Below are 26,479 nucleotides of genomic sequence, written 5' to 3'. Positions count from 1 at the left end.
CGGAGGCCGGCATGTCCGGTCCCGGCGCGCGGCCTTGCCGTTCAGGCGGCCTTCTGCGGCGGCTGGCGCGAATGATCGGGCTGCGGGTGCGCGGCGGGAACCGGCGCGTGGCCGCTGCGGTCGGGCGGGAACACCACGCGGAACACGCTGCCGCGCCCCACTTCGCTGGTGATGCGCAGGTCGGCATGGTGGCGCGACAGCACGTGCTTGACGATCGCCAGCCCGAGGCCCGTGCCGCCGGTGTCGCGCGAGCGGCTGCGGTCGACGCGGTAGAACCGCTCGGTCAGGCGCGGGATGTGGTCGGCGGCGATGCCCAGGCCGGTATCGCTGACCGCGAAGATGGCGTGCTCGTTCTCGTAGCTCAACCTGATGCCGATGCGCCCGCCGTCGGGCGTGTAGCGCACCGCGTTCGAGACCAGGTTGCCGAACGCGGAGAACAGCTCGGTCTCGGCGCCGCGGATCTGCACCTCGGGGTCGATGTCCGCGCTGAGCTGGTGGCGCCCCTGCGACAGCGCCTCGGCGTCGTGCACGAGGTGGGCCGCCATGCTGGCCATGTCGACGCGGTCGTAGCTCGGCGGCAGCGCGTCGCTCTCGAGCTTGGCCAGCACCAGCAAGTCCTCGACCAGATGCTGCATGCGCATCGACTGCACCAGCATCATGTCCAGGTAGCGGTTGCGGTCCTGCTCCGACACCGGCAGGTCGCGCACGGTTTCCAGGAAGCCGGTCAGCACCGTCAGCGGCGTCTTCAGCTCGTGCGAGACGTTGGCGACGAAGTCGCGCCGCATGGCCTCGGTGTTCTCCAGCTTGGTGATGTCGTTGGTCAGCACCAGCTTGCGGTTCTCGCCGTAGGGCAGGATCTGCACGGCGATCACGCTGCGCTTGTGCTCGCCGAGGTCGCGCATCAGCAGCGGATCGTCGAAGCGCTGCAGCGTCAGGTACTGCACGAACTCGGGGCGGCGGATCAGGTGGGTGATGCGCTGGCGCACGTCGCGCCGCGCGTTGAGGCCGAAATGCTGCTCGGCCACGTCGTTGCACCACTCGATCTGGTCGGCGTCGTCGAGCATCAGCACGCCGTTGGGCGAGGCCTGGATGGCCTGGATGAAGCGCGTGTGCTGCTGCTCCACCTGCAGCACCTGCATGCGCCAGCGCTTGACCAGGCGGTGCAGGCGGTAATACACCTCGCCCCACAGCCCGAGCGCGCTCGGGATCTCGCCGTAGGCCGGCGCGTCCAGCACCCGCCACAGGCGGTTGATCTGGTACAGGTAGTACAGCAGCTGGCCGAGCAGCGCGGCGCACAGGAACGACAGCGCCGACACCGGGCCGGACAGGAAATACAGCCCGGCGGATGCCAGGCCGAGGACGATCAGGATGGCCGCCGAGCGGGCCCAGATGACGTTCATGAAGAAGGGGGAAGGTCAGGCAGGCCGCAGGCCCGCGCGCGATGCGGTGGAGTGTGCCACGAAATCGGCAACAGGCGCATGACAGGCGGGTGAAGCGGGGGTGACAGGGCCGGCTGGACGCGCGGCGCGCGCGGATCCGCCGGAAAGCCGGCTGGCGGCGCGCCGGCCGCGGCACCGGCGGCTAGGGCGACTGCGGCGGCCCCGCCGCCACGCCGGCGCCGGCACGGCCGGCCCGGGTTCAGTGGCTCGGGCCGCGCGCCAGGCGATAGCCGCTGCCGCGTACCGTCTCGATCATATTGCTGTAGCCGCCGGGCGTCAGGGCCGCGCGCAGGCGCTTGATGTGCACGTCCACGGTCCGTTCCTCGACGAACACGTGATCGCCCCACACCTGGTCCAGCAGTTGCGAGCGGCTGTGCACGCGCTCGGGATGCGTCATCAGGAAGTGCAGCAGGCGGAACTCGGTGGGGCCGAGGTCGAGCTTGAGCAGGCCCGACTCGTCGTGGCCGGTGACGCGGTGCGTGGCCGGGTCCAGGCGCAGGCCGTTGATGGCGACCACGTCGTCGGTGAGCTGCGGCGCACGGCGGCGCAACACCGCCTTGATGCGCGCCAGCAGTTCCTTGGGCGAGAACGGCTTGGTGACATAGTCGTCGGCGCCGGCCTCGAGCCCCATCACCTTGTCCTGCTCCTCGCTGCGCGCGGTGAGCATGATGATCGGGATCTGCTTGGTGCGGTCGTTGTTGCGCAGTTCCTTCGCGAAGGTTGCCCCCGACTTGCCCGGAAGCATCCAGTCGAGCAGGACCAGGTCGGGCAGCACGTCGCTCATCAGCGACAGTGCCTGCTCCGCGTTGTAGGCCCGGATCGGATAGTGTCCAGCGTGTTGCAGGTTGACCGCGATCAGTTCCGCGATCGCCGGTTCGTCTTCGACGACAAGAATGCTGCTTGGCATGTATTTTCTCTCCGCTATGGCGCCCGTCAACTCAGCGCTTCGCGCTCCATGTCCTCACGCGAGGCGTGGCGCACGTCGGTGCCCTTGACGATGTAGATGATGAACTCGGCGATATTCTTGGCATGGTCGCCGATGCGCTCGATCGCCTTGGCGATGAAGAGGAAATCCAGCGCGACCGAGATGGTGCGCGGGTCTTCCATCATGTAGGTGATGAGCTTGCGCACGAAGGCCCGGAATTCGTCGTCGATGGCCTTGTCGTCCTTGACGATGCGGGCGGCGGCCACGGTGTCCAGGCGCGCGAAGGCGTCCAGCGCCTGGCGCAGCAGCGCGATGGCCAGGTCGCCCGAGAGCTTCACCTCGGAATAGTTGATCTGGTGCGCGCCAGCGTCTTCCATGATGTGCTTGGTGCGCTTGGCGATCTTCTCGGCCTCGTCGCCCGCGCGCTCGAGGTTGGTGATGGTCTTGGAGATCGCCATCACCAGGCGCAGGTCGCGCGCGGTGGGCTGGCGGCGCGCGATGATGTTGCCGCAGTCGGCGTCGATCTCGAGCTCCAGCGCGTTGAGGCGCTGCTCGCGCTCCACCACCTGGTCGGCGAGCGCGCCGTCGAATTCGGAAAGCGCCCGCATGGCGGTCTCGATCTGCGATTCGACCAGCCCGCCCATCTGCAGCAGCTTCGTGCTGATGGCGTTGAGGTCGGCGTCGAATTGGGTCGACAGATGCTTGTCAGACATGTTGTTCTCCTGGCCTCTGGTCCTGCAAGTGTTCCGCAAATTCCACTGATGCCGTTGTTCGTATGCTGTGCATTATGCGCGCAGCGCTCAATCAGCCGAAGCGGCCGGTGATGTAGTCTTCCGTTTCCTTGCGGTGCGGCTTGATGAAGATCTTCTCGGTCTCGCCGAACTCGATCAGCTCGCCCAGGTACATGTACGCGGTGTAGTCCGAGCAGCGCGCCGCCTGCTGCATGTTGTGCGTGACGATGACCACGGTGTAGTCGTCCTTCAGCTCGGCGATCAGCTCTTCGATGCGGCCGGTCGAGATCGGGTCCAGCGCCGAGCACGGTTCGTCGAGCAGCAGCACCTCGGGGCGGATGGCGATGCCGCGCGCGATGCACAGGCGCTGCTGCTGGCCGCCCGACAGGCCGTAGCCCGACTGGTTGAGCTTGTCCTTGACTTCGTTCCACAGCGCGGCCTTGGACAGCGCCCACTCCACGCGGTCGTCCATCTCCGAGCGCGACAGCTTCTCGAACAGGCGCACGCCGAAGGCGATGTTGTCGTAGATCGACATCGGGAACGGCGTGGGCTTCTGGAACACCATGCCGACCTTGGCGCGCAGCAGGGCGATGTCCTGCTTGGCGGTCAGCAGGTTGTCGCCGTCCATGTTGATCTCGCCCTCGGCACGCTGCTCCGGATAGAGCGCGTACATCTTGTTGAAGGTGCGCAGCAGCGTCGACTTGCCGCAGCCGGACGGGCCGATGAAGGCCGTCACCTTGCGCTCGGGGATCGACATGTTGACGTTCTTCAGCGCATGGAACTGGCCGTAGTAGAAGTTCAGGTTGCGCACGTCGATCTTGGCGCGGGTCGTATCGGGAATGTCGATGACGGTCGAGGTCATGCTCGTCTCTCGCAGGAAATTTTCGGTTTGCCGGTTCGGGCGTCTATGCAACAAGGGCGATATGGGCCGCCGGTCACTTCTTGAACAGCATGCGCGCGACGATGTTGAGCGCCAGCACGCCGATGGTGATCAGGAACACGCCGGCCCACGCCAGTTGCTGCCACTCCACGAACGGGCTCATGGCAAAGCGGAAGATCGTCACCGGCAGGTTGGCCACCGGCTTGTTCAGGTCGCTGGTCCAGAACTGGTTGGACAAGGCCGTAAACAGCAGCGGCGCGGTCTCGCCGGCGATGCGCGCCACCGCCAGCAGCACGCCGGTGACGATGCCCGCGTAGGACGACTTCACCGTGATCGACAGCACCATCTTCCACTTGGGCGTGCCCAGGGCGAAGGCGGCCTCGCGCAGCGCGTTGGGCACCAGGTTCAGCATGTTCTCGGTGGTGCGCACCACGATCGGCACCTGCAGCAGCGCCAGCGCGCACACCCCCGCCCAGCCGGAGAAATGGCCCATGCGGGTCACCACCAGCGCGTAGACGAACAGGCCGATCACGATCGACGGCGCCGACAGCAGGATGTCGTTGATGAAGCGGATGAAACTGGCCAGCGGCGACTTCTTGCCGTACTCGGCCAGGTAGATGCCGGCCAGGATGCCCAGCGGCGTGCCGATCAGCGTGGCCACCCCGACCATCACGAAGCTGCCGTAGATGGCGTTGGCCAGGCCGCCGCCGGCGGTGTTCGGCGCCGGCGTCATCTGCGTGAACAGGTCGAGCGACATGCCGCCCACGCCCAGCGTGATGGTGGTCCAGAGGATCCACGCCAGCCAGAACAGGCCGAAGCCCATCGCGCCCAGCGACGCGGCCAGCGCATAGACGTTGGTGCGGCGGCGGCGCGCCTGCAGGCGCGTGCGCACGGCATCCGCGTCCTGGCTCACGGCCGGCATCGACGAAGAAGTGGACATCGAGGCTTGGCTCATTTTGCGCCCTCGCTCTTGGCCAGGCGCAGCAGCAGGATCTTGGACAGCGCGAGGACCACGAAAGTGATGAAGAACAGGATCAGGCCGAGCTCCATCAGCGCGGCCGTGTGCAGGCCGGCGCCGGCTTCGGCGAATTCATTGGCGAGTGCCGAGGTGATGCTGTTGCCCGGCGAGAACAGCGACGGGCTGTCCAGCAGGTTGGTGTTGCCGATCACGAACGTGACCGCCATGGTCTCGCCCAGCGCGCGGCCCAGGCCCAGCATCACGCCGCCGATCACGCCGGCGCGGGTGTAGGGCAGCACGACGCGCCACATCACTTCCCACGTGGTGCAGCCCACGCCGTAGGCCGATTCCTTGAGCAGCACCGGCGTCACTTCGAACACGTCGCGCATCACCGAGGCGATGTACGGAATGATCATGATGGCCAGGATCACGCCCGCGCACAGCAGGCCGATGCCCAGCGGCGCGCCCTGGAACAGCTTGCCGATCAGCGGCAGCTGCCCCACGGTGGCGGCCAGCGGCTTCTGGAAGTATTCGCCGAAGATCGGCGCGAACACCAGCAGGCCCCACATGCCGTAGACGATCGAGGGCACCGCGGCCAGCAGCTCGATGGCGGTGCCGAGCGGGCGGCGCAGCCAGGCCGGCGACAGCTCGGTGAGGAACAGCGCGATGCCGAAGCTGATGGGCACCGCAATGATCAGGGCGATCAGCGACGTGACGAGGGTGCCGTAGATCGGCACCAGCGCGCCGTAGACGTCCGCGGGTGGATCCCACTCGGCGGTCCACAGGAAGCGCAGGCCGAAGGTCTGGATCGACGGCCAGGCGCTGATCGCGAGCGATACGATGATGCCGCCGAGCAGCAGCAGGGTCACGATGGCGGCGCCGCGCGTCAGGCCACCGAACAGGATGTCACCGGTGCGGCTGGGAGGCCGCACTGCGGATAGATCGGATGTAGTCGCCATGATGTGATATTGGGGTTCGTTTAGGTGGCGTACCGCCCGCTGCCAGCGCGGCCGCGGACTGCGGGGCCCGCGCTGCATGCTCGCGCGGACGCGGCGGATGCCTTGGATACTCAGGTATTCGGTACTTCGGTACAGCGGCGCGGCAGTGTCTGCCGCGGTTTTGCCTGTCCGGCGCCAGGCCGGCGCCGGACAGGCAAAACCGCCAGGCCGGGCGCCAGGACCCGGCGATGGCGGTCAGCCCATCATCAGTACAGCGACTTGCCCGAACCGTCCTTCACCGAGGTCTTCCAGGTGTTGCGGATCTGGTTGACGACGCCTTCCGGCAGCGGCACGTAGTCCAGGTCGGTGGCCATGGCGGCACCGCTCTTGTAGGCCCAGTCGAAGAACTTCAGCACTTCGGTGCCTTGCGCCGGCTTTTCCTGGCTCTTGTGCAGCAGGATGAAGGTGGCGCCGGCGATCGGCCATGCGGCCTTGCCCGGCTGGTTGGTCAGGATCTGGTAGTACGTCTTGCTCCAGTCCGCGCCGGCGGCGGCGGCCTTGAAGCCGTCGTCGCTGGGCTGCACGACCGCACCCGAAGCATTCTTCATGTTCAGGTAGGTCATCTTGTTCTGCTTGGCGTAGGCGTACTCGACGTAGCCGATCGCGCCGTTCAGGCGCTGCACGAACGCGGCCACGCCTTCGTTGCCCTTGCCGCCCGTGCCGCCGCCCGGCCAGTTGACGGTGGTGCCTTCACCGACCGAGCTCTTCCAGTCCGAGCTGACCTTGGTCAGGTAGTTGGTGAAGATGAAGGTCGTGCCCGAACCGTCGGCGCGGCGCACCGGCAGGATGTCCTGGCTCGGCAGCTTGGCGTGCGGGTTCAGCGCCTTGATGGCGGGATCGTCCCACTTCTTGATCTTGCCCAGGTAGATGTTGGCCAGCACTTCGCCAGTGATGGTCAGCTCGCCCGGCTTGACGCCCTGCAGGTTGATCACCGGCACCACGCCGCCGATCACCGTCGGGAACTGCACGAGGCCTTGCTTGGCCAGTTCGTCGTCCGTGAGGGGTGCGTCCGAAGCACCGAAATCGACGGTCTTCGCGCCGATCTGCTTGATGCCGCCGGCCGAACCGATGGATTGATAGTTGACCTTGTTACCCGTTGCCTTTTGGTATGCGTCGGCCCACTTGGAATACACGGGCGCCGGGAAAGATGCGCCAGCACCGGTAATTTCCGCCGCGAACGCAGTGCCCGCCACCACCAACGACACGATGCCTGCTACGGCAGTCTTGACCAGCTTCATATGTCCTCCAGAGACATGGTTGGGGAATGACAATTTTTTGACACGTCGAACTTTATGCCCCGTATATGACAATTCCATGACATCACGAGATCTTCTTGTAAGTCGACGGCAAGTCTCTTTGACGGTCGCCAGGAGGATGACATGCGCATGACAAAACGCGCCGTTTAATACACTATTTCGCCCAAAATCGCCCCGATAGACACATTTTGCTAGCATTTGGCGCGCGCGCACCAGATGGCCGTTAATTGCAGTACGGGCGTAAAAAAACCGGGTGAAAACCCGGCTCCATGCCACCGGCGACGCCGGCCCACCGCATCCGCCACGCTCGCGGCGCAAGCGGCCTGCCCTCTCCCGCCTGCGGGCGCGGAAGGCAAGCCCCCGCATCCCGCGCGCGGCGGAGTGGCGTGTCAGGCGCGCAGCGAATCGGCCAGCGTCTGCGCCGCCCGCTCGGCGGTCTCGACCTGCTCGGCCTCGACCATCACCCGCACCACCGGCTCGGTCCCCGAGGCGCGGATCAGCACCCGGCCCTTGCCTTCGAGCTGCGGCTCGATGACCGCGCGCGCGGCGCTCAGGCCGGCGTGCGACTGCCAGTCGAAGCCCTTTTCCACGCGCACGTTGATGAGCGTCTGCGGGAACAGCGACACGCCTTCGAGCAGTTGCGCCAGGGTCTTGCCGCTGCGCCGCAGCGCGGCCAGCACCTGCAGCGCGGAGACGATGCCGTCGCCGGTGGTGTGCCGGTCCAGGCAGAGCAGGTGGCCCGAGCCTTCGCCGCCCAGCACCCACTTGCGCTTGTTCAGTTCCTCCAGCACGTAGCGGTCGCCCACCTTGGCCCGCACGAACTCGACGCCCTGGCGCTTGAAGGCCAGCTCGACCGCCATGTTGGTCATCAGCGTGCCGACCGCGCCGGCCACGCTCTGTCCGGACTGCAGGCGGTCCTGCACGATCAGGTAGAGCAGTTCGTCGCCATTGAACAGGCGGCCGTCGCGGTCCACCACCTGGAGGCGGTCCGCATCGCCGTCGAAGGCCAGGCCGAGGTCCGCGCCGTGGGCCTTGACCGCCTCGATCAGCTTCTCCGGCGCGGTGGCGCCATAGCCGGCGTTGATGTTGCGCCCGTCGGGCTGGTTGCCGATCGACACCACGTCGGCGCCCAGCTCGTGGAACACGTGCGGCGCGATGTGATAGGCGGCGCCGTGGGCGCAGTCCACCACCAGCTTGAGCTTGTGCAGGTCCTGCTCGTAGGGGAACGTGCTCTTGCAGAACTCGATGTAGCGCCCGGCCGCATCGTCGATGCGGCGCGCGCGGCCGAGGTCGTCGGAGCGCACGCACACCATCGGCTCTTCCAGGGCCTGCTCGATGGCCAGCTCCACCTCGTCGGGCAGCTTGTCGCCGTCGGCGGAGAAGAACTTGATGCCGTTGTCGTAGTACGGGTTGTGGCTGGCCGAGATCACCACCCCGGCCGACAGCCGCAGCGCGCGCGTGAGGTAGGCCACGCCGGGCGTGGGCAGCGGCCCGGTCAGCAGCACGTTGACGCCGGCCGAAGTGAAGCCGGCTTCCAGCGCGGCTTCCAGCATGTAGCCGGAGATGCGGGTGTCCTTGCCGATCAGCACGGTCGGGCGCCCCTGCGCCTGCTGGCGCGCGCCGTGGGCCAGCACCATGCCGGCCGCGTAGCCGAGGCGCATCACGAAATCGGGCGTGATGGGCGCCTCGCCCACCCTGCCGCGCACCCCGTCGGTGCCGAAGTACTTGCGTGTCATACGTGTTTTCTCCCGTCGTTCTGTCTTGTGGGGATGCTAGCCCGCGTCCCCTGTGATCGATTCCTGCCGGATGGCCCACCACGTCTTGATGGCGTCCACGGTCTGCTCCACGTCGTGCACCCGCACGATGTACGCGCCGCGGTCCGCCGCGCAGACCGCCGCGGCCAGGCTGGCGGCCACGCGCTGCTGTGGCGGCCGGCCGCCGAGGATGGCGCCCAGCGTCGACTTGCGCGACAAGCCTACCAGCAGCGGCAGCCCCGCTACCGCGAGTTGCGGCAGGCGGGCCAGCAACTGCAGATTATGATCCGGCGTCTTGCCAAAGCCAAAGCCCGGGTCGAGGGTGATGCGGGCCTCGTCGACGCCGGCGGCGCGCAGCGCGTCCACCCGTTCGCCGAGGAAGCCGGCCACCTCGCGCACCACGTCGCCGTAGCGCGGGTCTTCCTGCATGGTCTGCGGGTCGCGCTGCATGTGCATCACGCACAGGCCGGCCTGCCCCGCCGCCGCCTCGCTCACGGCCGCGACCGCGCCGGGCATGCGAAAGCCCCAGATGTCGTTGATCAGGTCGGCGCCGGCGGCCAGCGCGGCGCGCATGACCTCGGGCTTGTAGGTGTCGATCGACAGGGGCCGGCCGCAGTCGCGCAGCGCCTCCACCACCGGCAGCACGCGCGCCAGTTCCTGCTCCAGCGGCAGCGCCGCCGAGCCCGGCCGGCTGGACTCGCCGCCGATGTCGATGATGTCGACGCCCTCGGCGATCATGCGCTCGGCATGGCGCAGCGCGGCATCGCGCCCGGCATGCTGGCCGCCGTCGGAGAACGAGTCGGGCGTGACGTTGAGGATGCCCATCACCAGCGGGCGGCGGTTGCGTGCGAAGCGGAAGCGGCCGCACTGGAAATGCGAATCAGCGGAGATCGGGGACAACATGGGAAAACCGGGAAAGTGCAGGAAACCGGGACGGGCCGCGAGGCAGGCCGCGGAATAGGCCACGGAATAGGCCGTGGAATAGGCCGCGCCTGGGCGGCGGCAATGAAAAAGCCGGCGCACGGGGCGCCGGCTTCGGGCTCGGTGGACGGGCAGGCAAACGACTGCGGCCGCTGCCGCCGAGCCGGCCGTTCAGGCCGCGGCGGGCGCGGTGGCAGGCGCCACCGGCGAGCCGCCCGACGGGGTGTTGCCACCACCGTTCTGGCCGGACGCGCCGCGCGGCGGCCGCGGCGGCTTGCCCGCCATGATGTCGTTGACCTGGTCGGCGTCGATGGTTTCCCATTCCATGAGCGCGGTCGTCATGGCCTCGACCTTGTCGCGGTTTTCCTCGAGCAGGCGCTTGGCCAAGCCATATTGCTCGTCGACGATGCGGCGAATTTCCGCGTCGACCTTCTGCTGCGTGGCTTCCGACACGGTCTTCGAGGACATCTTGCCGAACATGCCGTCCTGCTCGGTATCGACGTAGACCATCGTGCCGAGCGTGTCGCTCATGCCGAAGCGAGTCACCATGTCGCGCGCGGTCTTGGTGGCGCGCTCGAAGTCGTTGGAAGCACCGGTGCTCATAGCGTTGAGGAAGACCTCTTCCGCCGCGCGGCCGCCGAACAGGATGGCGATCTCGTCGAGCATGTTGTCCTTGTACTTCGAGTACTTGTCATGCTCCGGCAGCTGCCAGGTCACGCCCAGCGCCCAGCCGCGCGGCATGATCGTGACCTTGTGCACCGGGTCGGCCTTGGGCAGCAGCTTGGCCACGACCGCATGGCCGGACTCGTGGTACGCGGTGGCGCGGCGTTCTTCCTCGCGCATGACCGTGGACTTGCGCTCCGGACCCATGTAGATCTTGTCCTTGGCGTCCTCGAAGTCCTGCATGTCGACCACGCGCTTGCTGCGGCGGGCGGCGAACAGTGCTGCTTCGTTGACCAGGTTGGCCAGGTCGGCGCCCGAGAAGCCGGGCGTGCCGCGCGCGATCACCGAAGCGTCGACGTCGTTGCCGATCGGCACCTTGCGCATGTGGACCTTGAGGATCTGCTCGCGGCCGCGGATGTCCGGCAGGCCCACGTAGACCTGGCGGTCGAAGCGGCCCGGACGCAGCAGCGCCTTGTCCAGCACGTCGGAGCGGTTGGTCGCGGCGATCACGATCACGCCCGAGTTGGCCTCGAAGCCGTCCATCTCGACCAGCATCTGGTTCAGGGTCTGCTCGCGCTCGTCGTTGCCGCCGCCCATGCCGGCGCCGCGATGGCGGCCGACCGCGTCGATTTCGTCGATGAACACGATGCAGGGCGCCTGCTTCTTGGCGTTCTCGAACATGTCGCGCACGCGGGCCGCGCCCACGCCGACGAACATTTCAACGAAGTCCGAGCCGGAGATGCTGAAGAACGGCACCTTGGCCTCGCCGGCGATGGCGCGCGCCAGCAGCGTCTTGCCGGTGCCCGGAGGGCCGACCAGCAGCACGCCGCGCGGGATGCGCCCGCCCAGCTTCTGGAATTTCTGCGGATCCTTGAGGAAGTCGACCAGCTCGACCACTTCTTCCTTGGATTCGTCGCACCCGGCGACGTCCTGGAACGTGACCGCGTTCTGGTTCTCGTCGATCAGGCGCGCGCGCGACTTGCCGAACGAGAAGGCGCCGCCTTTGCCGCCGCCCTGCATCTGCCGCATCATGTAGAACCAGAACACGATGATCAGCAGGGTCGGCCCGAGGTAGTACAGGGCCTGGACCAGCACGTTGGGTTCGTCGTCGGCCTTGCCGGTCACCTGGACGCCGTACTTCATCAGGTCGCCGACCATCCAGATGTCGCCCGGCGAGATGATGGTGTACTTCTGCCCTTCCTTGGGCGTCACCACCAGATTGCGGCCTTGCACGTCAACCCGGCCCACCTTGCCGTTCTTGGCGTCATCCATGAACTGCGAATAGGTGACGCCCTCCTGCGTGCGGGGCTTGTCGAACTGCTTGAAGACGGTAAACAACACCAGCGCGATCACGAGCCAGATTGCCGCCTTTTGAAACAGGTTGTTATTCAAGGCCAAACTCCTTTACGAACGCCTTGCCAACGGGATAGCTGCATTGTAATGCAGTGCCCGGTGCCGGGGGGAAAAGCAAATTCATCGATGCGATAGGCCCGTCCCGCTGGCCCATCTCACCCCACCGACTTGAGGTAACGCCCAAGAATGAAGGTCTCGGAAGACTTGTCGCGCGACGCCTTGGGCTTGCGTTTGGCGACCACCTTGAACTGGCGCTTGAACTTCTCCACGATCTGGCTATAACCGCTGCCATGGAAGCACTTTACCAGCAATGAGCCCTCCGGCTTCAAATGGGCCTGCGCAAATTCCAGCGCCAGGTCGCACAGGTAATCGATGCGCGCCGCGTCCGCGAAGGCCACCCCGGACAGATTGGGGGCCATATCCGACAAAACAAGGTCGATCTTCGCGCCGCCGGAGGCGGCCAGCACGATTTCCTCGAGCTGGCGGAAAACCGGCTCCTCGCGAAAGTCGCCCTGGATGAAAGTGACGTCGGCGACGGCTTCCATCGGCAGGATGTCGATCGCCACCACCGCGCCGTCGATGCCGCCGTCCTTGGCGCGCGGCGACGCCGCCAGCTTGTTGCGCGCGTACTGGCTCCAACTGCCCGGCGCGGCGCCGAGGTCGACGATGACCTGGCCGGGACGGATCAGCTTGTCCTGCTCGTCGATCTCCTTGAGCTTGTACGCGGCGCGGGCACGGTAGCCCTCGCGCTGCGCCAGCTTCACATACGGATCGTTGATATGGTCGTGCAGCCACGACTGATTGAATTTGTTCTTGGCCATTTGCCTGTGAAACCTGCCTGATACCTGCCTGAAACTCGCCTGATGCCTGCGCGGGGCACCCGCCCCGGAAACCATTTGCCGCGCCGCCCCGGTCCGGGAGCGGCCGCGCGTTTTTCATTCGTTTTGCTGTTTTTGCAGCCCGACGGTGCCAGTTTGACGGATAATACGCGCCGATTCGTTTTTTCGGCACTTCGGTGCCCTGGTTTGCGCACCGAGCTGCGCGCCCGTTTGCACTAACCCGCGCCCATTTGCGCCCTCGCCTGCGCTTTATCTATGCCCGCTCTTCAACTTATTCCAGCCCAGCGCTCCGAACTCCGCTCCCGCGCCCACGGCCTCAACCCGGTCGTGATGATCGGCGCCGACGGCCTGACGCGCCCGGTACTGGCGGAAATCGACCGCAGCCTGGCCTCGCACGACCTGATCAAGATCCGTGTGTTCGGCGACGACCGCGAGAACCGCATCGCCATCTACGAAGCCATCTGCGAGGATCTCGACGCGGCCCCGATCCAGCACATCGGCAAGCTGCTGGTGGTATGGCGCCCGGGCCCGGCCGTCCTCAAGGAAAACCGTCCCCAGGAACTGGGCCGGCTGGCGCCGCGTGGCGGCGCCGCCCCGCGCACCGTGACGGTGCGCAAGCCCAGCGCGGCACCCAACCGCCGCCCGAAGCGCTCGCAGGTGACGGTGCTCGGCAACGAGCGCGTGACCGCCGGCGGCAACGTCAAGCGCGCGCGTCCGCGTCCGTCCAGCCAGAAGAAGAAGGCGCTCGACTGAAGCGCTGCCCGGCGCGGCCAGGGCCGCGCTTCGGGCCATGTGCCTTATTCGGGCTTAGAAGTTGTTTCAACATGAAGCGAAGCGGTCCTGGCCAGGCGCGGCCGCAGACAGTACAGCTGGTACTTGCCGTGCCGCGCAACGACGCCAGGATCTTTTTGAAACGACTTCTTATTCGCCCGCCGAACGTGGCGCCGCTGCGCGCCACACCATGACCAGGGCCAGCAGGCTCTGCACCAGGTAGATCACGCTCGACACGCCGTGCAGCATGCCGAACTGGCCCTTGTAGGGCGACTCCGACACGCCCACGCCGAGCGCGGACGCCTTGTCCTTGAGATCTTCCATGAACGGCTGGATGCCGAAATAGCCGGCCAGCACGCACACCAGCATGGCCAGCACCAGCCAGCGCAGGCCGCGGTAGCGGCCCGCGCCGCGGCGGATCATCAGGTTGCACAGCGCCAGCTGCAGCACGCCCACCACGATGCCGAGAATGGCTTCGGTGCGGAACAACTGGCCGGCGATCAGGCCGGCGGTTTCCCGGCTGGGCAGCACGGCGAACAGGGTCGGGGCCACCATGTAGCCCACCGTCCACAGGCTGCCGGCCCAGACCACGGTCAGCAGGAGAAAGATCCGATGCGGCAGCGGCGGCAGACTGGAATAGGAAGAGGAGAACACGAAGCCTCGTTGATCGTTCAGATGTAGCGAACCGTGATGACTTCGTATTCGCGCTCGCCGCCGGGGGCCAGCACGGTCGCCACGTCGCCCTCGAACTTGCCGATCAGCGCGCGCGCGATGGGCGAGCTGACCGAGATCTTGCCGCTGTCGAGGTCGGCCTCGTCGTCGCCGACGATCTGGTAGCACACCGGCTTGCCGGATTCGAGGTCTTCCAGGTCCACGGTGGCGCCGAACACGATGCGGCCGTCGGTGTCGAGCTGGCTCGGGTCGATGACCTGCGCGGCCGACAGCTTGGATTCCACTTCCAGGATGCGGCCTTCGATGAAGGCCTGCTTTTCCTTGGCGGCGTCGTACTCGGCGTTTTCCGAGAGATCACCCTGCGCGCGCGCTTCGGAAATGGCATTGATCACGGCGGGACGCTCGACCGCCTTCAGGCGCTGCAGCTCTTCTTTCAGCAACTCTGCGCCGCGCTTGGTAATCGGAATCGTGCTCATGTCTTTCGTTCTGCAAAAAAATGAGCCGCAGCGGAGCGGGAACCATGCACCGGCAACGTGCCCGGGCACTTCCGCTCAACCGCGGCTTTTCAGGTTGTTCTCAGATTGGGTCGTCGGCCCTGACCGACCAGATTGCCGTAGTTTAGGCCAAGACTGCCGCCCGCAGCAACTGCGGGCGGCCCGGGGGCCCGGCCGGGCCGGGCCCCGCGGCGCTCAGGCCAGCGAGGCGTGCAGGCCCTGCAGGTCGTAGACCTCCAGGCTCTGCAGGTGCTTGAGGCCTTCCACCGCGGCGCGCGCGCCGGCGATGGTGGTGTAGTACGGCACCCGGTTGGCCAGCGCCGAGATGCGGATCGAGCGCGAGTCGGCGATGGCGGTGCGGGTCTCGTCCACGGTGGTGAACACCAGCGCCAGCTCGCCGTTCTTGATCATGTCGACGATGTGCGGGCGGCCGTCCTTGACCTTGTTGACCACGCGCACCGGAATGCCGGCGGCCTCGATCGCCGAGGCGGTGCCGCGCGTGGCCACCAGCGGGTAGCCCATCTCGTGCAGCATGCGGGCCACGCTGACGGCGTGCGGCTTGTCGCTGTCCTTCACGGTCAGCAGCACCGTGCCCTTCTCCGGCAGGCGCGAGCCGGCGGCGAGCTGGCTCTTGAAGAGCGCCTCGCCGAAGGTCTTGCCCACGCCCATCACCTCGCCGGTGGAGCGCATCTCGGGTCCGAGCACCGGGTCCACGCCCGGGAACTTGTTGAACGGGAACACCGCTTCCTTGACGCTGAAGTACGGCGGCACCACTTCGTCGTGGATGCCCTGCGAGTCCAGCGACTGGCCGGCCATGCAGCGCGCGGCGATCTTGGCCAGCGACAGGCCGGTGGCCTTGGACACGTAAGGCACCGTGCGCGAGGCGCGCGGGTTCACTTCCAGCACGTAGACCACGTCCTGGCCGTCGGTGTGCTGGATGGCGAACTGCACGTTCATCAGGCCGATCACGTTCAGGGCGCGGGCCATCGCCGCGGTCTGGCGCTTGAGCTCGTCCACGGTGGCCTGGGCCAGCGAGTACGGCGGCAGCGAGCAGGCGGAGTCGCCCGAGTGCACGCCGGCCTGCTCGATGTGCTCCATCACGCCGCCGATGAACACGCGCTGGCCGTCGCACAGGGCGTCGACGTCGCACTCGATGGCGTCGTTGAGGAAGCGGTCCAGCAGCACCGGGGAGTCGTGCGACACCTTCACGGCCTCGCGCATGTAGCGCTCGAGGTCGCGCGGCTCATGCACGATTTCCATCGCGCGGCCGCCCAGCACGTAGGACGGGCGCACCACCAGCGGGTAGCCGATTTCCTCGGCCAGGCGCAGCGCCTCGTCCTCGGCGCGCGCGGTGCGGTTGGGCGGCTGGCGCAGGCCGAGTTCCTGCAGCAGCTTCTGGAAGCGCTCGCGGTCCTCGGCGGCGTCGATCATGTCGGGGCTGGTGCCGATGATGGGCACGCCGTTGGCTTCCAGGTCCAGCGCCAGCTTCAGCGGGGTCTGGCCGCCGTACTGCACGATCACGCCGACCGGCTTTTCCTTGTCGACGATCTCCAGCACGTCTTCGAGCGTCAGCGGCTCGAAGTACAGGCGGTCCGAGGTGTCGTAGTCGGTCGACACGGTTTCCGGGTTGCAGTTGACCATGATGGTCTCGTACCCGTCCTCGCGCAGCGCCAGCGCGGCGTGCACGCAGCAGTAGTCGAACTCGATGCCCTGGCCGATCCGGTTCGGGCCGCCGCCCAGCACCATGATCTTCTTGTTGGCGGTCGGTTGCGCCTCGCACTCGCCATGCTCGGCTTCGTACGTGCCGTACATGTAGGCGGTGTTGGTGGCGAACTCGGCCGCGCAGGTGTCCACGCGCTTGTAGACCGGGCGCACGCCGGCGGCGTGGCGCGCGGCGCGCACCTCGGCCGGCGTGGCGCCGAGCAGCCTGGCCAGGCGGCGGTCGGAGAAGCCCTTCTGCTTCAGGTGGCGCAGCTCGGCCGCCGACAGGCTGTCGAGCTTGCGCGCCTTGACCAGGGTCTCGGTCTTGACGATGTCCTCGATCTGGGCCAGGAACCACGGGTCGATGTCGGTCTCGGCGTGCACTTCCTCGAGCGACATGCCGATGCGGAAGGCATCGCCCACGTACCAGATGCGGTCCGGGCCGGCTTCGCCGATTTCCTCGACGATCTCGTCGCGGTCGGTGGACTTGTCGTCCAGGCCGTCCACGCCGACTTCCAGGCCGCGCAGCGCCTTCTGGAACGATTCCTGGAAGGTGCGGCCCATCGCCATCACCTCGCCCACCGACTTCATCTGGGTGGTCAGGTGGCTGTCGGCCTGCGGGAATTTCTCGAAGGCGAAGCGCGGCACCTTGGTGACCACGTAGTCGATCGACGGCTCGAACGAGGCCGGGGTCTGGCCGCCGGTGATCTCGTTCTTGAGCTCGTCGAGCGTGTAGCCGACCGCCAGCTTGGCCGCGACCTTGGCGATCGGGAAGCCGGTGGCCTTGGAGGCCAGCGCCGACGAGCGCGACACGCGCGGGTTCATCTCGATCACGATCATGCGGCCGTCGGCCGGGTTGATCGAGAACTGCACGTTGGAGCCGCCGGTGTCCACGCCGATCTCGCGCAGCACCGCCAGCGAGGCATTGCGCAGGATCTGGTATTCCTTGTCGGTCAGGGTCTGCGCCGGGGCCACGGTGATCGAGTCGCCGGTGTGGATGCCCATCGGGTCCAGGTTCTCGATCGAGCAGATGATGATGCAGTTGTCCGCCTTGTCGCGGACCACTTCCATCTCATATTCCTTCCAGCCCAGCAGCGATTCCTCGATCAGCAGCTCGCGCGTGGGCGACAGATCCAGGCCGCGCTTGCAGATTTCCTCGAATTCCTCGCGGTTGTAGGCGATGCCGCCGCCCGAGCCGCCCAGCGTGAAGGACGGGCGGATCACGATCGGGTAGCCGCCGGTGCTGGTTTCCCTGGCGATCTGCGACTGCACGGCCAGCGCTTCTTCCATCGAGTGGGCGATGCCGGACTTGGCCGAGCCCAGGCCGATCTTGGTCATCGCCTCCTTGAACTTCTGGCGGTCCTCGGCCTTGTCGATGGCCTCGGGCGACGCGCCGATCAGCTCCACCTTGTACTTGTCCAGCACGCCGTGGCGGTGCAGGTCCAGCGCGCAGTTCAGCGCGGTCTGGCCGCCCATCGTCGGCAGGATGGCGTCGGGGCGCTCCTTCTCGATGATGCGTTCGACCACTTCCCAGGTGATCGGCTCGATGTAGGTCACGTCGGCCGTGTTGGGGTCGGTCATGATCGTGGCCGGATTGGAGTTGACCAGGATGACCTTGAAGCCTTCCTCGCGCAGCGCCTTGCAGGCCTGGGCGCCGGAATAGTCGAACTCGCACGCCTGCCCGATGATGATGGGGCCGGCGCCGATGATCAGGATGCTCTTAATGTCTGTGCGCTTTGGCATTGCACGCTCTCTTTGTTGGCCGGCCGCGCGCTCGCGCGGGCCGCGCCGGATATCAGGATTCGATTCAGTTCAGGGTGGCCGTGGCCAGCTTCGCGCCGAAGCCGATGAACATGGCGCCCACCCCGCTGGCCATGCCCGCCGACAGGCGCCGGCGGCGGCGGAACATCTCCGCCAGCCTGGCGCCGGCGAAGATGATCGAGGTGAGGTAGGCGAAGCTGAACACCTGGCACACCAGCCCCAGCACCGCGAACGACAGCGCCGGATGGCCGAACTGCGGATCGACGAACTGGATGAAGAAGGAGATGAAGAACAGGATCGCCTTGGGATTGAGCAGGCTCACCACCAGCGCCTTGCGGAACGGGTTGGCGCGGTCCGCCGGCGCGGCCGCGGGCGCCTCGCGCCCGGCCTCGGCGCCGCGCTGCGACCAGCTGCGCAGCGCGCCGCGCAGCATCTGCAGACCGATCCAGCCCAGGTAGGCCGCGCCGATGTACTTCACCACGTAGAACAGCGCCGGGCTGGCCTGCAGCAGCGAGGCCACGCCCGCCGCCGACAGCACCATCAGGACCGCGTCGCCCAGGAACACCCCGCAGGCGCCCTTGTAGCCCGCGCGCACGCCGCGCTGGGCGGCGACCGACAGCACGTACATCGAGTTCGGCCCCGGCAGCAGCACGATGAAGATCGTGCCGAGCACATAGGTCCAGAAATCGGTGATGCCGAGCGTGGCGTGCATGAAGGCGTTCATGGGGGGTTCCTGCTGGTTCCTGGGTCTTGCTGTCTTCGTTTCTTCTTCGGTTCTGCTTCGTTGCCGGTCCGTTGCGCCGCGCTTACTTGCGCGCGTCCGCCATCATCTTGGTGAAGCGGTCGAACAGGTAAGCCACGTCGTGCGGGCCGGGCGAGGCTTCCGGGTGGCCCTGGAAGCAGAACGCCGGCTTGTCGGTCAGCGCGAAGCCCTGCAGCGAGCCGTCGAACAGCGACACGTGCGTGGTGCGCACGTTGGCCGGCAGCGTGGCGGCATCCACGGCGAAGCCGTGGTTCTGCGAGGTGATCACCACGCGGCCGTCGTCCAGGTCCTTGACCGGGTGGTTGGCGCCGTGGTGGCCGAACTTCATCTTGAGCGTCTTCGCGCCCACGGCCAGGGCCATGATCTGGTGGCCCAGGCAGATGCCGAACGTGGGAATGCCGCGCGCGATGAACTCGCGCGTGGCGGCGATGGCGTAGTCGCACGGCTCCGGGTCGCCCGGGCCGTTGGACAGGAAGATGCCGTCCGGGTTGAGCGCCAGCGCGTCGGCCGCGCTGGCCTGGGCCGGCAGCACCGTCACCTTGCAGCCGCGCTGGGCCAGCATGCGCAGGATGTTGAACTTGACGCCGTAGTCATAGGCGACCACGTGGAACTGCGGCTGCTCCTGCTTGCCGTAGCCGGCGCCGAGCTTCCACTCGGACTGGGTCCATTCGTACGGCTCCCTGGCCGACACCACCTTGGCCAGGTCCATGCCGGCCAGGCCGGGGAACGAGCGGGCCAGGTCGATGGCCTTCTGCACATTGTCCTCGCCGGCCAGGATGCAGCCGTTCTGGGCGCCCTTCTCGCGCAGGATGCGGGTCAGCTTGCGGGTATCGATGCCGGCGATCGCCACCACCTTTTCCTGCTTGAGGTAGTGCGCGAGCGTGTGCTCCTTGCGGAAGCTGGAGGCCAGAATCGGCAGATCCTTGATGATCAGGCCGGCGGCATGGACTTTCGTTGCCTCGACATCCTCACCGTTGACGCCGTAATTGCCGATATGCGGATACGTCAGCGTGACGATCTGCCGCGAATAGCTCGGGTCGGTAAGGATTTCCTGGTATCCGGTGATGGCGGTGTTGAACACCACTTCGCCAATCGTATGACCGGAAGCGCCGATGGAATAGCCACGAAAGACCGTGCCGTCTGCAAGCGCGAGAATGGCGGACGGAAAAGACGGTAACACGGGTAGGCTCCTGCTGGATTCACCCCGTGACCGACCTGCTCAACGCCTCTTGCCCCGTTGTCCGGCTTGGCAGCAGGCATGGCGCCGGAGGCGCCGCCTGTTGCCCGGACCGTTCGCCAGGCGCTCGAAACGCCACACGAAAACATGGGGCGGAGCCAGGGCGAAATGGGGGCGGCGGAAGGTGGAATTCGGTAGGCGCTAGGGTGAGGGGTTCTGAAAGCGAAACTTTCGGATTATACCCTGCCGCGCCCATTTTCTCAAGTTATCAAGGACTTGCGGACCGCACGGCGGCGTGCGGGCCACCCGGCCTGCGGCCGCACGCCGCGGCGTGCGGCGCGGGGTTCATGCCGGCGGCACCACTGCCGTCACCTCGATCTCCACCTTGGCGCGCGCCTCCACGAGGTCGGACACCTCCACCGCCGTCATGGCCGGGAAATGGCGGCCGATGGTGGCGCGGTAATGCTCGCCGATGGCGCGGTAGGCGCCCACGTAGGCCGCCTTGTCCTTCACATACCAGGTCATGCGCACGATGTGCTCCGGGCGCGCCCCGCCCTCGGCCAGCACCGCCACCACGTTGCGCAGCGCCTGCCCGGCCTGTTCCGCGAAATCGTCGGTCTCGAACTCGCACCTGCCGTTCCAGCCGATCTGGCCGCCGACGAACAGCAGCCGGCTGCCCACGCACATCTCCGTCATCACGCCGTTGGCATAGCCGCGCGGCGGCGCCCAGTCTGGTGGTTGCAGAATCTTCATGATCGGTTTCCCCGTCGTTCTTGTGATGTTGAATTCCATGTTTTCCGATGCGGCCCCGTGCAGTCCCATGCAGCCCGGGCTGGCGCGGCGCTCAGCCGCCGTCCTCGCCGCGCGGGCCGTCGGCAGGCACACCGCCGGCCTCGCCCGGCGGCGCCAGGAAGCGCGCCATCGCCGCGTGCACCGCGGGCGGCAGCGCGCGCGGCGCCAGTCTGCCGGCATCGACGCACACCAGCCGCTGCGCGATCTCCAGCCGCGCGTCGCCGGCCGGCCCGCGAAAGCGCACCAGCAGCGAAAAACTGCTGCGCCCGAGATGCGTCACGCGCAGCTCGCGCGTGAGCACCTCGCCGAGCCGGCTCGGCGCCATGAAGCGGCACGACAGCGCCGCGGTCGGCACGCCGGCCCCGCCGGCGCCGTGCATCTCGCCGAAGGGCCAGCCCAGCGCCTCGCGGAACCAGTCCTCGACGAGGTCGTTGAGCATCTCGAAGTAGCGCGGGAAGAACACGATGCCGGCGGCATCGCAGTCCTTGAAGCGCACGCGCCGCGTGCCGGCGAAGACCTCGCTCACGGCTGCCCCGCCCCGCCGTCCGCCGCCGCCTGCTGCTCGGCCATCTGCCGCAGACGGAAGCGCTGCAGCTTGCCGGTCTCGGTGCGCGGCAGCGCGTCGACGAAGATCACGCGGCGCGGATACTTGTACGGCGCGATCTCCGCCTTGACGTAGGCCTGCAGCGCCGCGCGCGTGTCCTCGCCCGCCGGCACGCCGGGGCGCAGCACCACGTAGGCCGCCACCACCTGCCCGCGCTCGGCGTCGGCCATGCCGACCACGCCGCATTCGGCCACCGCCGCGTGGCGCATCAGCACGCTCTCCACCTCGGGGCCGGCGATGTTGTAGCCCGCCGAGACGATCATGTCGTCCGAGCGCGCCTGGTAGAAGTAATAGCCGTCGGCATCCGCCATGAAGGTGTCGCCGGGCAGGTTCCAGCCGGCCTTCACGTAGGCCGCCTGGCGCGGGTCGTCCAGGTAGCGGCAGCCGGTGGGCCCGCGCACCGCGAGCCTGCCGACCGTGCCCGGCGGCACCGGCTGCATGGCCTCGTCGACGATGCGCGCCACGTAGCCCGGCACCACCTTGCCGATCGCGCCGGGCCGCACGTCCGCGCCGGCGCTGGAGATGAAGATGTGCATCATCTCGGTGCCGCCGATGCCGTCGGTCATCTCGATGCCGGTGGCGGCCTTCCAGCTCTGGCGCGTGGCGTCGGGCAGCGCCTCGCCGGCCGACACGCTCTTCTTCAGGCTGGCGATGTCGTAGCCCGGCGCCAGCGCCGCCATCTGGCGGTAGAAGGTCGGCGCGGTGAAGACGATGGTGGCGCGCCACGACTGGATCAGCGCCAGCAGGCTCTCCGGCGTGAGCCGCTCGGCCAGCACGGTGGAGGCGCCCGCGCGCAGCGGGAAGCACAGCATGCCGCCCAGGCCGAAGGTGAAGGCCAGCGGCGGCGTGCCGCAGAAGATGTCGTCCGGGCCCGGCTTGAGCACGTGGCGCGGGAACAGGTCGCACATGGCGATCACGTCGCGGTGGAAATGCACGGTGCCCTTGGGCTGGCCCGTGGTGCCGCTGGTGAAGGCGATCAGGCAGATGTCGTCGGCGGCGGTGTCGCAGGCCGCGTAGGCGTCCGGCTTGCCGGCGATGGCCGCCTCCAGCGCGTCGGCGCCGCTGCCGTTGAAGTAGCGCACCTGCGCGAGGCCCGGGCAGTGCTGCGCGCCGCCGGGCGCGAGGTTGGCGTCGAGCTCGTCGCGCAGGCGCGCGTCGCACAGCGCCGCGCCGACCTGGGCGCGGTCGATGACCTGCTTGAGTTCCTTGGCGCGCAGCAGCGGCATGGTCGGCACCGCGATCAGGCCGGCCTTGACCACCGCCAGCCAGCTCGCCGCCATCATCAGGTTGTTGGGCCCGCGCAGCAGCACGCGGTTGCCGGGCACCAGCTTCATGTCGCCGGTCAGCACGTGGGCGATGCGGTTGGACAGCGCGGCCAGCTCCGCGTAGGTGACCGCGTGCCGCGCGCCGTCCTGCTCGTAGCGGATCGCCACGCGCGCGCCGCGCCCCTCGCGCACGTGGCGCTCGACCAGCTCCAGCGCGCAGTTCATGCGCGGCGGGTATTGCGTGTCTTCGTTGAACAGCAGCTCGGGCCACTGCTCCGGGGGCGGCAGCCGGTCGCGCGCAAAGGTATCGAGGTGAGCTGTGCTAGCCATGATTGTCTCCGCTTCCTTCATTCTGATGATGCTGGTAAGGGTCTTGCCGCGCTGTCCGCCAGGCTGTCCGCCGCGCTAGCCGCGCTGCTGCGCCAGCGTCTCGCGCGCGATGATGAGCTTCTGCACCTCGGTGGCGCCTTCGTAGATGCGCAGCGAGCGGATCTCGCGGTACAGGCTTTCCACGCGTGTGCCGACCTTGACGCCGAGCCCGCCGAACATCTGCACGGCGCGGTCGATCACCTGCTGCGCGTTCTCGGTGGCCACCATCTTGGCCATCGCCGCCTCGCGCGTGGTGCGCACGCCGGCCACGTCGCGCAGCCACGCCGCGCGGTAGGTCAGCAACGCCGCCGAGTCGATCGCGGTGGCCATGTCGCCGAGCGCGGCCTGCGTCAGTTGCAGGTCGGCCAGCACGCCGCCGAACATCGGCCGCGTGCTGGCGCGCGCGAGCGCCTCGTCCAGCGCGGCGCGGCCGAAGCCGAGCGCCGCGGCGGCCACCGAGGCGCGGAAGATGTCCAGCGTCATCATCGCCACCTTGAAGCCCTGCCCCGCCTCGCCCAGGCGCGCACCGGCCGGCACGCGGCAGCGGTCGAAGCGCAGCGTGGCCAGCGGGTGCGGCGCCATCACGTCGATGCGCTCGGCAATCGTCAGCCCGGGCGTGTCGGCGTCGACCACGAAGGCCGAGATGCCGCGCGCGCCGGGCGCCTCGCCGGTGCGCGCGAACACGCAGTAGAAATCGGCGATGCCGCCGTTGGAGATCCAGGTCTTGGCGCCGTCGAGCACGTAGTCGTCGCCGTCGCGCGCGGCGCGGCACTGCATGGCCGCCACGTCGGAGCCGGCATCGGGCTCGGACAGCGCGAACGCGGCGATGGCCTCGCCGCGCGCCACGCGCGGCAGGTAGCGCTCGCGCACGGCCTCGCTGCCGGCCAGCGAGATCGCGCCGCTGCCCAGCCCCTGCATGGCGAAGGCGAAATCGGCCAGGCCATCATGGCGGGCCAGCGTCTCGCGCAGCAGGCACAGCGAGCGCGAATCCAGCTTGTCGAGCGCGCCGCCGTAGGCGGCCGGCACGCAATAGCGCAGCCAGCCGGCCGCGCCGAGCTGGCGCACCAGCGCGCGGCAGGCGGCGTCGGTGTCGCGGTGGTCGACCGCGAGCGAGGCCGCGGCCCAGGCGTCGAGGCGCTGCTCCAGCGCGCGGTGCGCATCGTCGAAGAACGGCAGCGAGAGATAACTCTTGTCGGACATGGCGTGGGATTTCCTCTGGTTCGGCGTTGCGCGCAAGATTCAGTCGCCTTCGAACACCGGGCGCGCCTTGGCGACGAAGGCGTCGTAGGCGCGGCGGAAGTCGCGCGTCTGCATGCAGATGGCCTGCGCTTCGGCCTCGGCCTCGATGGCTTCGTCCAGGCCCATGTTCCATTCCTGGTGCAGCAGCTTCTTGGTCACGCCGTGCGCGAACGTGGGGCCGGCGGCGATCTGCGCGGCCAGCGCCTGCGCGTCGGCCAGCAGCGTGCCGGGCGCGTGCAGCGCGTTGAAGAAGCCCCATTGCAGGCCCTCTTCCGCGCTCATCGCGCGGCCGGTGTAGAGCAGCTCGCCGGCGCGGCCCTGGCCGATCACGCGCGGCAGCAGCGAGCACGCGCCCATGTCGGCGCCGGCCAGGCCCACGCGCACGAACAGGAAGGCGGTCCTGGCCTGCGCCGTGCCCAGCCGCATGTCGGAGGCCAGCGCCATCATCGCGCCGGCGCCGGCGCAGATGCCGTCGACGGCGCTGATGACCGGCTGCGGGCAGGCGCGCATGGCCTTGATCAGGTCGCCGGTCATGCGCGTGAAGTCGAGCAGCTCGGGCATGGTCATGCGCGTGAGCGGGCCGATGATCTCGTGCACGTCGCCGCCCGAGCAGAAATTGCCGCCGGCGCCGGTGACGACCACGGCCTTGATGTCGCTGGCATGGCACAGGCCGCGGAACAGGTCGCGCAGCTCGGCGTAGGAATCGAAGGTCAGCGGGTTCTTGCGCTCGGGGCGGTTCAGCGTCACGGTGCCGACCTTGCCGTCGGCCGAGACCGACCACAGGAAGTGCCTGGGCTGGTAGCCGGCGAAGCTGCGCTTGTGGTGGCGCATGTCCAGTGCGATTTCGCTCATCTCGTCTCTCTCGCTTGCGGGTGTTGGTTGGATTGCGTGGGTCGTGTCCCGGCGCGCGCGGCTAGCCGGCCATGACTTCGCCGCCGGCCACCGGCACCGCCTGCCCGGTGATGGCGCCGGCAGTCGGCTGGCACAGCCACGCCACCGCGTCGGCCACTTCCTCGGGCTGGACCAGCCGGCCCTGCGGGTTGCCCTTCGCCAGCTCGGCGCGCGCCTCGGCTTCGCCGCGGCCGGTCTTGCGCACGATGTTGGCCACCGCGTCGCGCACGATGTCGGTCTCGGTGTAGCCGGGGCAGACCGCGTTGACGGTCACGCCGCCGCGCGCGGTCTCCAGCGCCAGCGCGCGCGTGAGCCCGATCACGCCGTGCTTGGCCGCGCAGTAGGCGCTGACGTAGCCGTAGCCGGCCAGCCCGGCGGTGCTGGCCACGTTGACGATGCGGCCCCAGCCGTTTTCCAGCATGCCGGGCAGCGCCGCCTGCGTGCACAGGAAGGTGCCGGTCAGGTTGACTTCGAGCATGCCTTGCCACAACGCCAGATCGGTCTTCAGGAACGGCGCGCTGCGCGCCTGCCCGGCGTTGTTGACGAGGATGTCGATGCGCCCCGCGCGCGCGGCCGCCGCGGCAAAAGCCGCCGCCACGCTGTCGGCGCTGGCGACGTCCGCGCTCACCGTGCCGAGCGTGGCCGGCGGCACCACCGCGTCGGCCAGCGCGTCGGCGGTGGCGGCCAGCGTGGCGGCGTCGCGCCCGAGCAGCGTGACGCTGGCGCCGTGCGCGAGCAGCCGCCGCGCGATCGCCGCGCCGATGCCGCGGCCGCCGCCGGTGACCAGCGCGTGCCGGCCCTGCAATGCAAGTTGTGCCGCCATGTTCAACGTTCCTCCGCCTGGCGCGCATGCCGCGCCGCCGCTTGTATCGCCCGCGCCGCCTGCGCCGCCTGCTGTTGCGCCATCTGCGCGGCGCGTTCCAAATTGGTTTCGAGCTGGCGCTTGCCGGCCTGGTATTGCTTCGGCCACGCCAGCTCGCGGTGGCCGATGCGCGCCGCCTCGTGAAGGGTCCAGGCCGGGTCCGCCAGGTGCGGGCGCGCGATCGCGCACAGGTCGGCGCGCCCGGCGGCGATGATGCTGTCGACGTGGTCGGCCTCGAAGATCGCACCCACGGCGATGGTGGCGATGCCGGCCTCGTTGCGGATGCGGTCGGCGAACGGCGTCTGGTACATGCGGCCGTACACCGGCGCCTGGTCCGGGCTGACCTGGCCGGACGAGCAGTCGATCATGTCGGCGCCGGCGGCCTTGAACGCGCGCGCGAT

General features: G+C 68.2%; 23 protein-coding genes and 1 pseudogene. 1 reads left to right on the top strand and 23 read right to left on the bottom strand.

The window, feature by feature from the left end; translation table 11 throughout:
* Positions 1-41: 41 nt before the first annotated feature.
* The 11 genes from phoR to K206_RS0113180 form a co-directional block, all read right to left on the bottom strand.
* Positions 42-1,400 carry a phosphate regulon sensor histidine kinase PhoR gene (gene phoR / locus K206_RS0113230; protein WP_020202894.1) on the bottom strand — a complete coding sequence of 453 codons (1,359 nt, stop codon included), beginning with the start codon at positions 1,398-1,400 and terminating at the stop codon, positions 42-44.
* A gap of 238 nt (positions 1,401-1,638) precedes the next feature.
* Positions 1,639-2,346: a phosphate regulon transcriptional regulator PhoB gene (gene phoB / locus K206_RS0113225; protein WP_020202893.1), complete on the bottom strand. Its 708-nt coding sequence runs from the start codon at positions 2,344-2,346 to the stop codon at positions 1,639-1,641.
* Positions 2,347-2,372: 26 nt separating this feature from the next.
* Complete coding sequence (phoU, locus tag K206_RS0113220) at positions 2,373-3,077, bottom strand: phosphate signaling complex protein PhoU (RefSeq protein ID WP_020202892.1); 705 nt, start codon at positions 3,075-3,077, stop codon at positions 2,373-2,375.
* A gap of 91 nt (positions 3,078-3,168) precedes the next feature.
* The gene (gene pstB, locus K206_RS0113215) at positions 3,169-3,957 is read right to left on the bottom strand and encodes a phosphate ABC transporter ATP-binding protein PstB (protein WP_020202891.1); all 789 of its coding nucleotides are present in this window, start codon (positions 3,955-3,957) and stop codon (positions 3,169-3,171) included.
* Positions 3,958-4,030: 73 nt separating this feature from the next.
* Complete coding sequence (gene pstA, locus K206_RS0113210; RefSeq protein ID WP_029043584.1) at positions 4,031-4,930, bottom strand: phosphate ABC transporter permease PstA; 900 nt, start codon at positions 4,928-4,930, stop codon at positions 4,031-4,033.
* Positions 4,927-5,892 carry a phosphate ABC transporter permease PstC gene (pstC, locus tag K206_RS0113205; protein ID WP_029043583.1) on the bottom strand — a complete coding sequence of 322 codons (966 nt, stop codon included), beginning with the start codon at positions 5,890-5,892 and terminating at the stop codon, positions 4,927-4,929. Before pstC ends, pstA begins: the two co-directional genes overlap by 4 nt.
* Positions 5,893-6,137: 245 nt before the next feature.
* Complete coding sequence (gene pstS, locus K206_RS0113200; protein WP_020202888.1) at positions 6,138-7,169, bottom strand: phosphate ABC transporter substrate-binding protein PstS; 1,032 nt, start codon at positions 7,167-7,169, stop codon at positions 6,138-6,140.
* Positions 7,170-7,576: 407 nt separating this feature from the next.
* Positions 7,577-8,923: a phosphoglucosamine mutase gene (gene glmM / locus K206_RS0113195; protein ID WP_020202887.1), complete on the bottom strand. Its 1,347-nt coding sequence runs from the start codon at positions 8,921-8,923 to the stop codon at positions 7,577-7,579.
* Between the two features lie 36 nt (positions 8,924-8,959).
* Positions 8,960-9,766: a dihydropteroate synthase gene (gene folP, locus K206_RS0113190; RefSeq protein ID WP_369796885.1), complete on the bottom strand. Its 807-nt coding sequence runs from the start codon at positions 9,764-9,766 to the stop codon at positions 8,960-8,962.
* A 267-nt stretch (positions 9,767-10,033) separates the two neighbouring features.
* A complete protein-coding gene (gene ftsH, locus K206_RS0113185; RefSeq protein WP_020202885.1) occupies positions 10,034-11,917 on the bottom strand; it encodes an ATP-dependent zinc metalloprotease FtsH in 1,884 nt (627 codons plus the stop codon).
* 116 nt (positions 11,918-12,033) lie between these two features.
* Positions 12,034-12,699, bottom strand: coding sequence for an RlmE family RNA methyltransferase (locus K206_RS0113180; protein ID WP_020202884.1), 666 nt, complete (start codon positions 12,697-12,699; stop codon positions 12,034-12,036).
* Positions 12,700-12,972: 273 nt separating this feature from the next.
* Between K206_RS0113180 and K206_RS0113175 the strand changes: the two genes are divergently transcribed.
* Positions 12,973-13,470: a YhbY family RNA-binding protein gene (locus K206_RS0113175; RefSeq protein ID WP_029043582.1), complete on the top strand. Its 498-nt coding sequence runs from the start codon at positions 12,973-12,975 to the stop codon at positions 13,468-13,470.
* 168 nt (positions 13,471-13,638) lie between these two features.
* Here the strand turns inward: K206_RS0113175 and K206_RS0113170 are convergent, their stop codons facing one another.
* The 12 genes and pseudogenes from K206_RS0113170 to K206_RS38155 form a co-directional block, all read right to left on the bottom strand.
* A complete protein-coding gene (locus tag K206_RS0113170; protein WP_020202882.1) occupies positions 13,639-14,142 on the bottom strand; it encodes a DUF4149 domain-containing protein in 504 nt (167 codons plus the stop codon).
* A gap of 17 nt (positions 14,143-14,159) precedes the next feature.
* A complete protein-coding gene (gene greA, locus K206_RS0113165; protein ID WP_020202881.1) occupies positions 14,160-14,636 on the bottom strand; it encodes a transcription elongation factor GreA in 477 nt (158 codons plus the stop codon).
* Between the two features lie 213 nt (positions 14,637-14,849).
* Entirely contained in the window at positions 14,850-18,098 is a 3,249-nt protein-coding gene (gene carB, locus K206_RS0113160; protein ID WP_020202880.1) for a carbamoyl-phosphate synthase large subunit, read from the bottom strand.
* A gap of 64 nt (positions 18,099-18,162) precedes the next feature.
* On the bottom strand, positions 18,163-18,840 hold the full coding sequence (gene leuE / locus K206_RS0113155) for a leucine efflux protein LeuE (RefSeq protein ID WP_020202879.1): 678 nt from the start codon (positions 18,838-18,840) through the stop codon (positions 18,163-18,165).
* A gap of 82 nt (positions 18,841-18,922) precedes the next feature.
* Positions 18,923-20,059: a glutamine-hydrolyzing carbamoyl-phosphate synthase small subunit gene (gene carA, locus K206_RS0113150; protein WP_029043581.1), complete on the bottom strand. Its 1,137-nt coding sequence runs from the start codon at positions 20,057-20,059 to the stop codon at positions 18,923-18,925.
* Between the two features lie 342 nt (positions 20,060-20,401).
* Positions 20,402-20,809, bottom strand: coding sequence for a RidA family protein (locus tag K206_RS0113145; RefSeq protein ID WP_020202877.1), 408 nt, complete (start codon positions 20,807-20,809; stop codon positions 20,402-20,404).
* Between the two features lie 91 nt (positions 20,810-20,900).
* Positions 20,901-21,374 (bottom strand): thioesterase family protein, encoded by a 474-nt coding sequence (locus K206_RS0113140; RefSeq protein ID WP_020202876.1) that lies wholly within the window; start codon positions 21,372-21,374, stop codon positions 20,901-20,903.
* Positions 21,371-23,047: an AMP-binding protein gene (locus K206_RS0113135; RefSeq protein ID WP_020202875.1), complete on the bottom strand. Its 1,677-nt coding sequence runs from the start codon at positions 23,045-23,047 to the stop codon at positions 21,371-21,373. Before K206_RS0113135 ends, K206_RS0113140 begins: the two co-directional genes overlap by 4 nt.
* Before the next feature lie 75 nt (positions 23,048-23,122).
* Positions 23,123-24,286, bottom strand: a complete 1,164-nt coding sequence (locus K206_RS0113130) for an acyl-CoA dehydrogenase family protein (protein ID WP_020202874.1) — start codon at positions 24,284-24,286, stop codon at positions 23,123-23,125.
* A gap of 39 nt (positions 24,287-24,325) precedes the next feature.
* Positions 24,326-25,177 carry an enoyl-CoA hydratase family protein gene (locus K206_RS0113125; protein ID WP_020202873.1) on the bottom strand — a complete coding sequence of 284 codons (852 nt, stop codon included), beginning with the start codon at positions 25,175-25,177 and terminating at the stop codon, positions 24,326-24,328.
* 61 nt (positions 25,178-25,238) lie between these two features.
* Positions 25,239-26,039 (bottom strand): SDR family NAD(P)-dependent oxidoreductase, encoded by an 801-nt coding sequence (locus K206_RS0113120; RefSeq protein WP_043366525.1) that lies wholly within the window; start codon positions 26,037-26,039, stop codon positions 25,239-25,241.
* 2 nt (positions 26,040-26,041) lie between these two features.
* Positions 26,042-26,479: pseudogene (locus tag K206_RS38155) on the bottom strand (hypothetical protein); the annotation flags it as partial.

Origin of the sequence: Cupriavidus sp. WS (assembly GCF_000395345.1) — a bacterium.
In the GTDB taxonomy this organism is placed as follows: domain Bacteria; phylum Pseudomonadota; class Gammaproteobacteria; order Burkholderiales; family Burkholderiaceae; genus Cupriavidus; species Cupriavidus basilensis_B.
The sequence above is the reverse complement of the archived record's forward strand: the minus strand, read 5'-3'. Positions and strand labels throughout refer to the sequence as shown.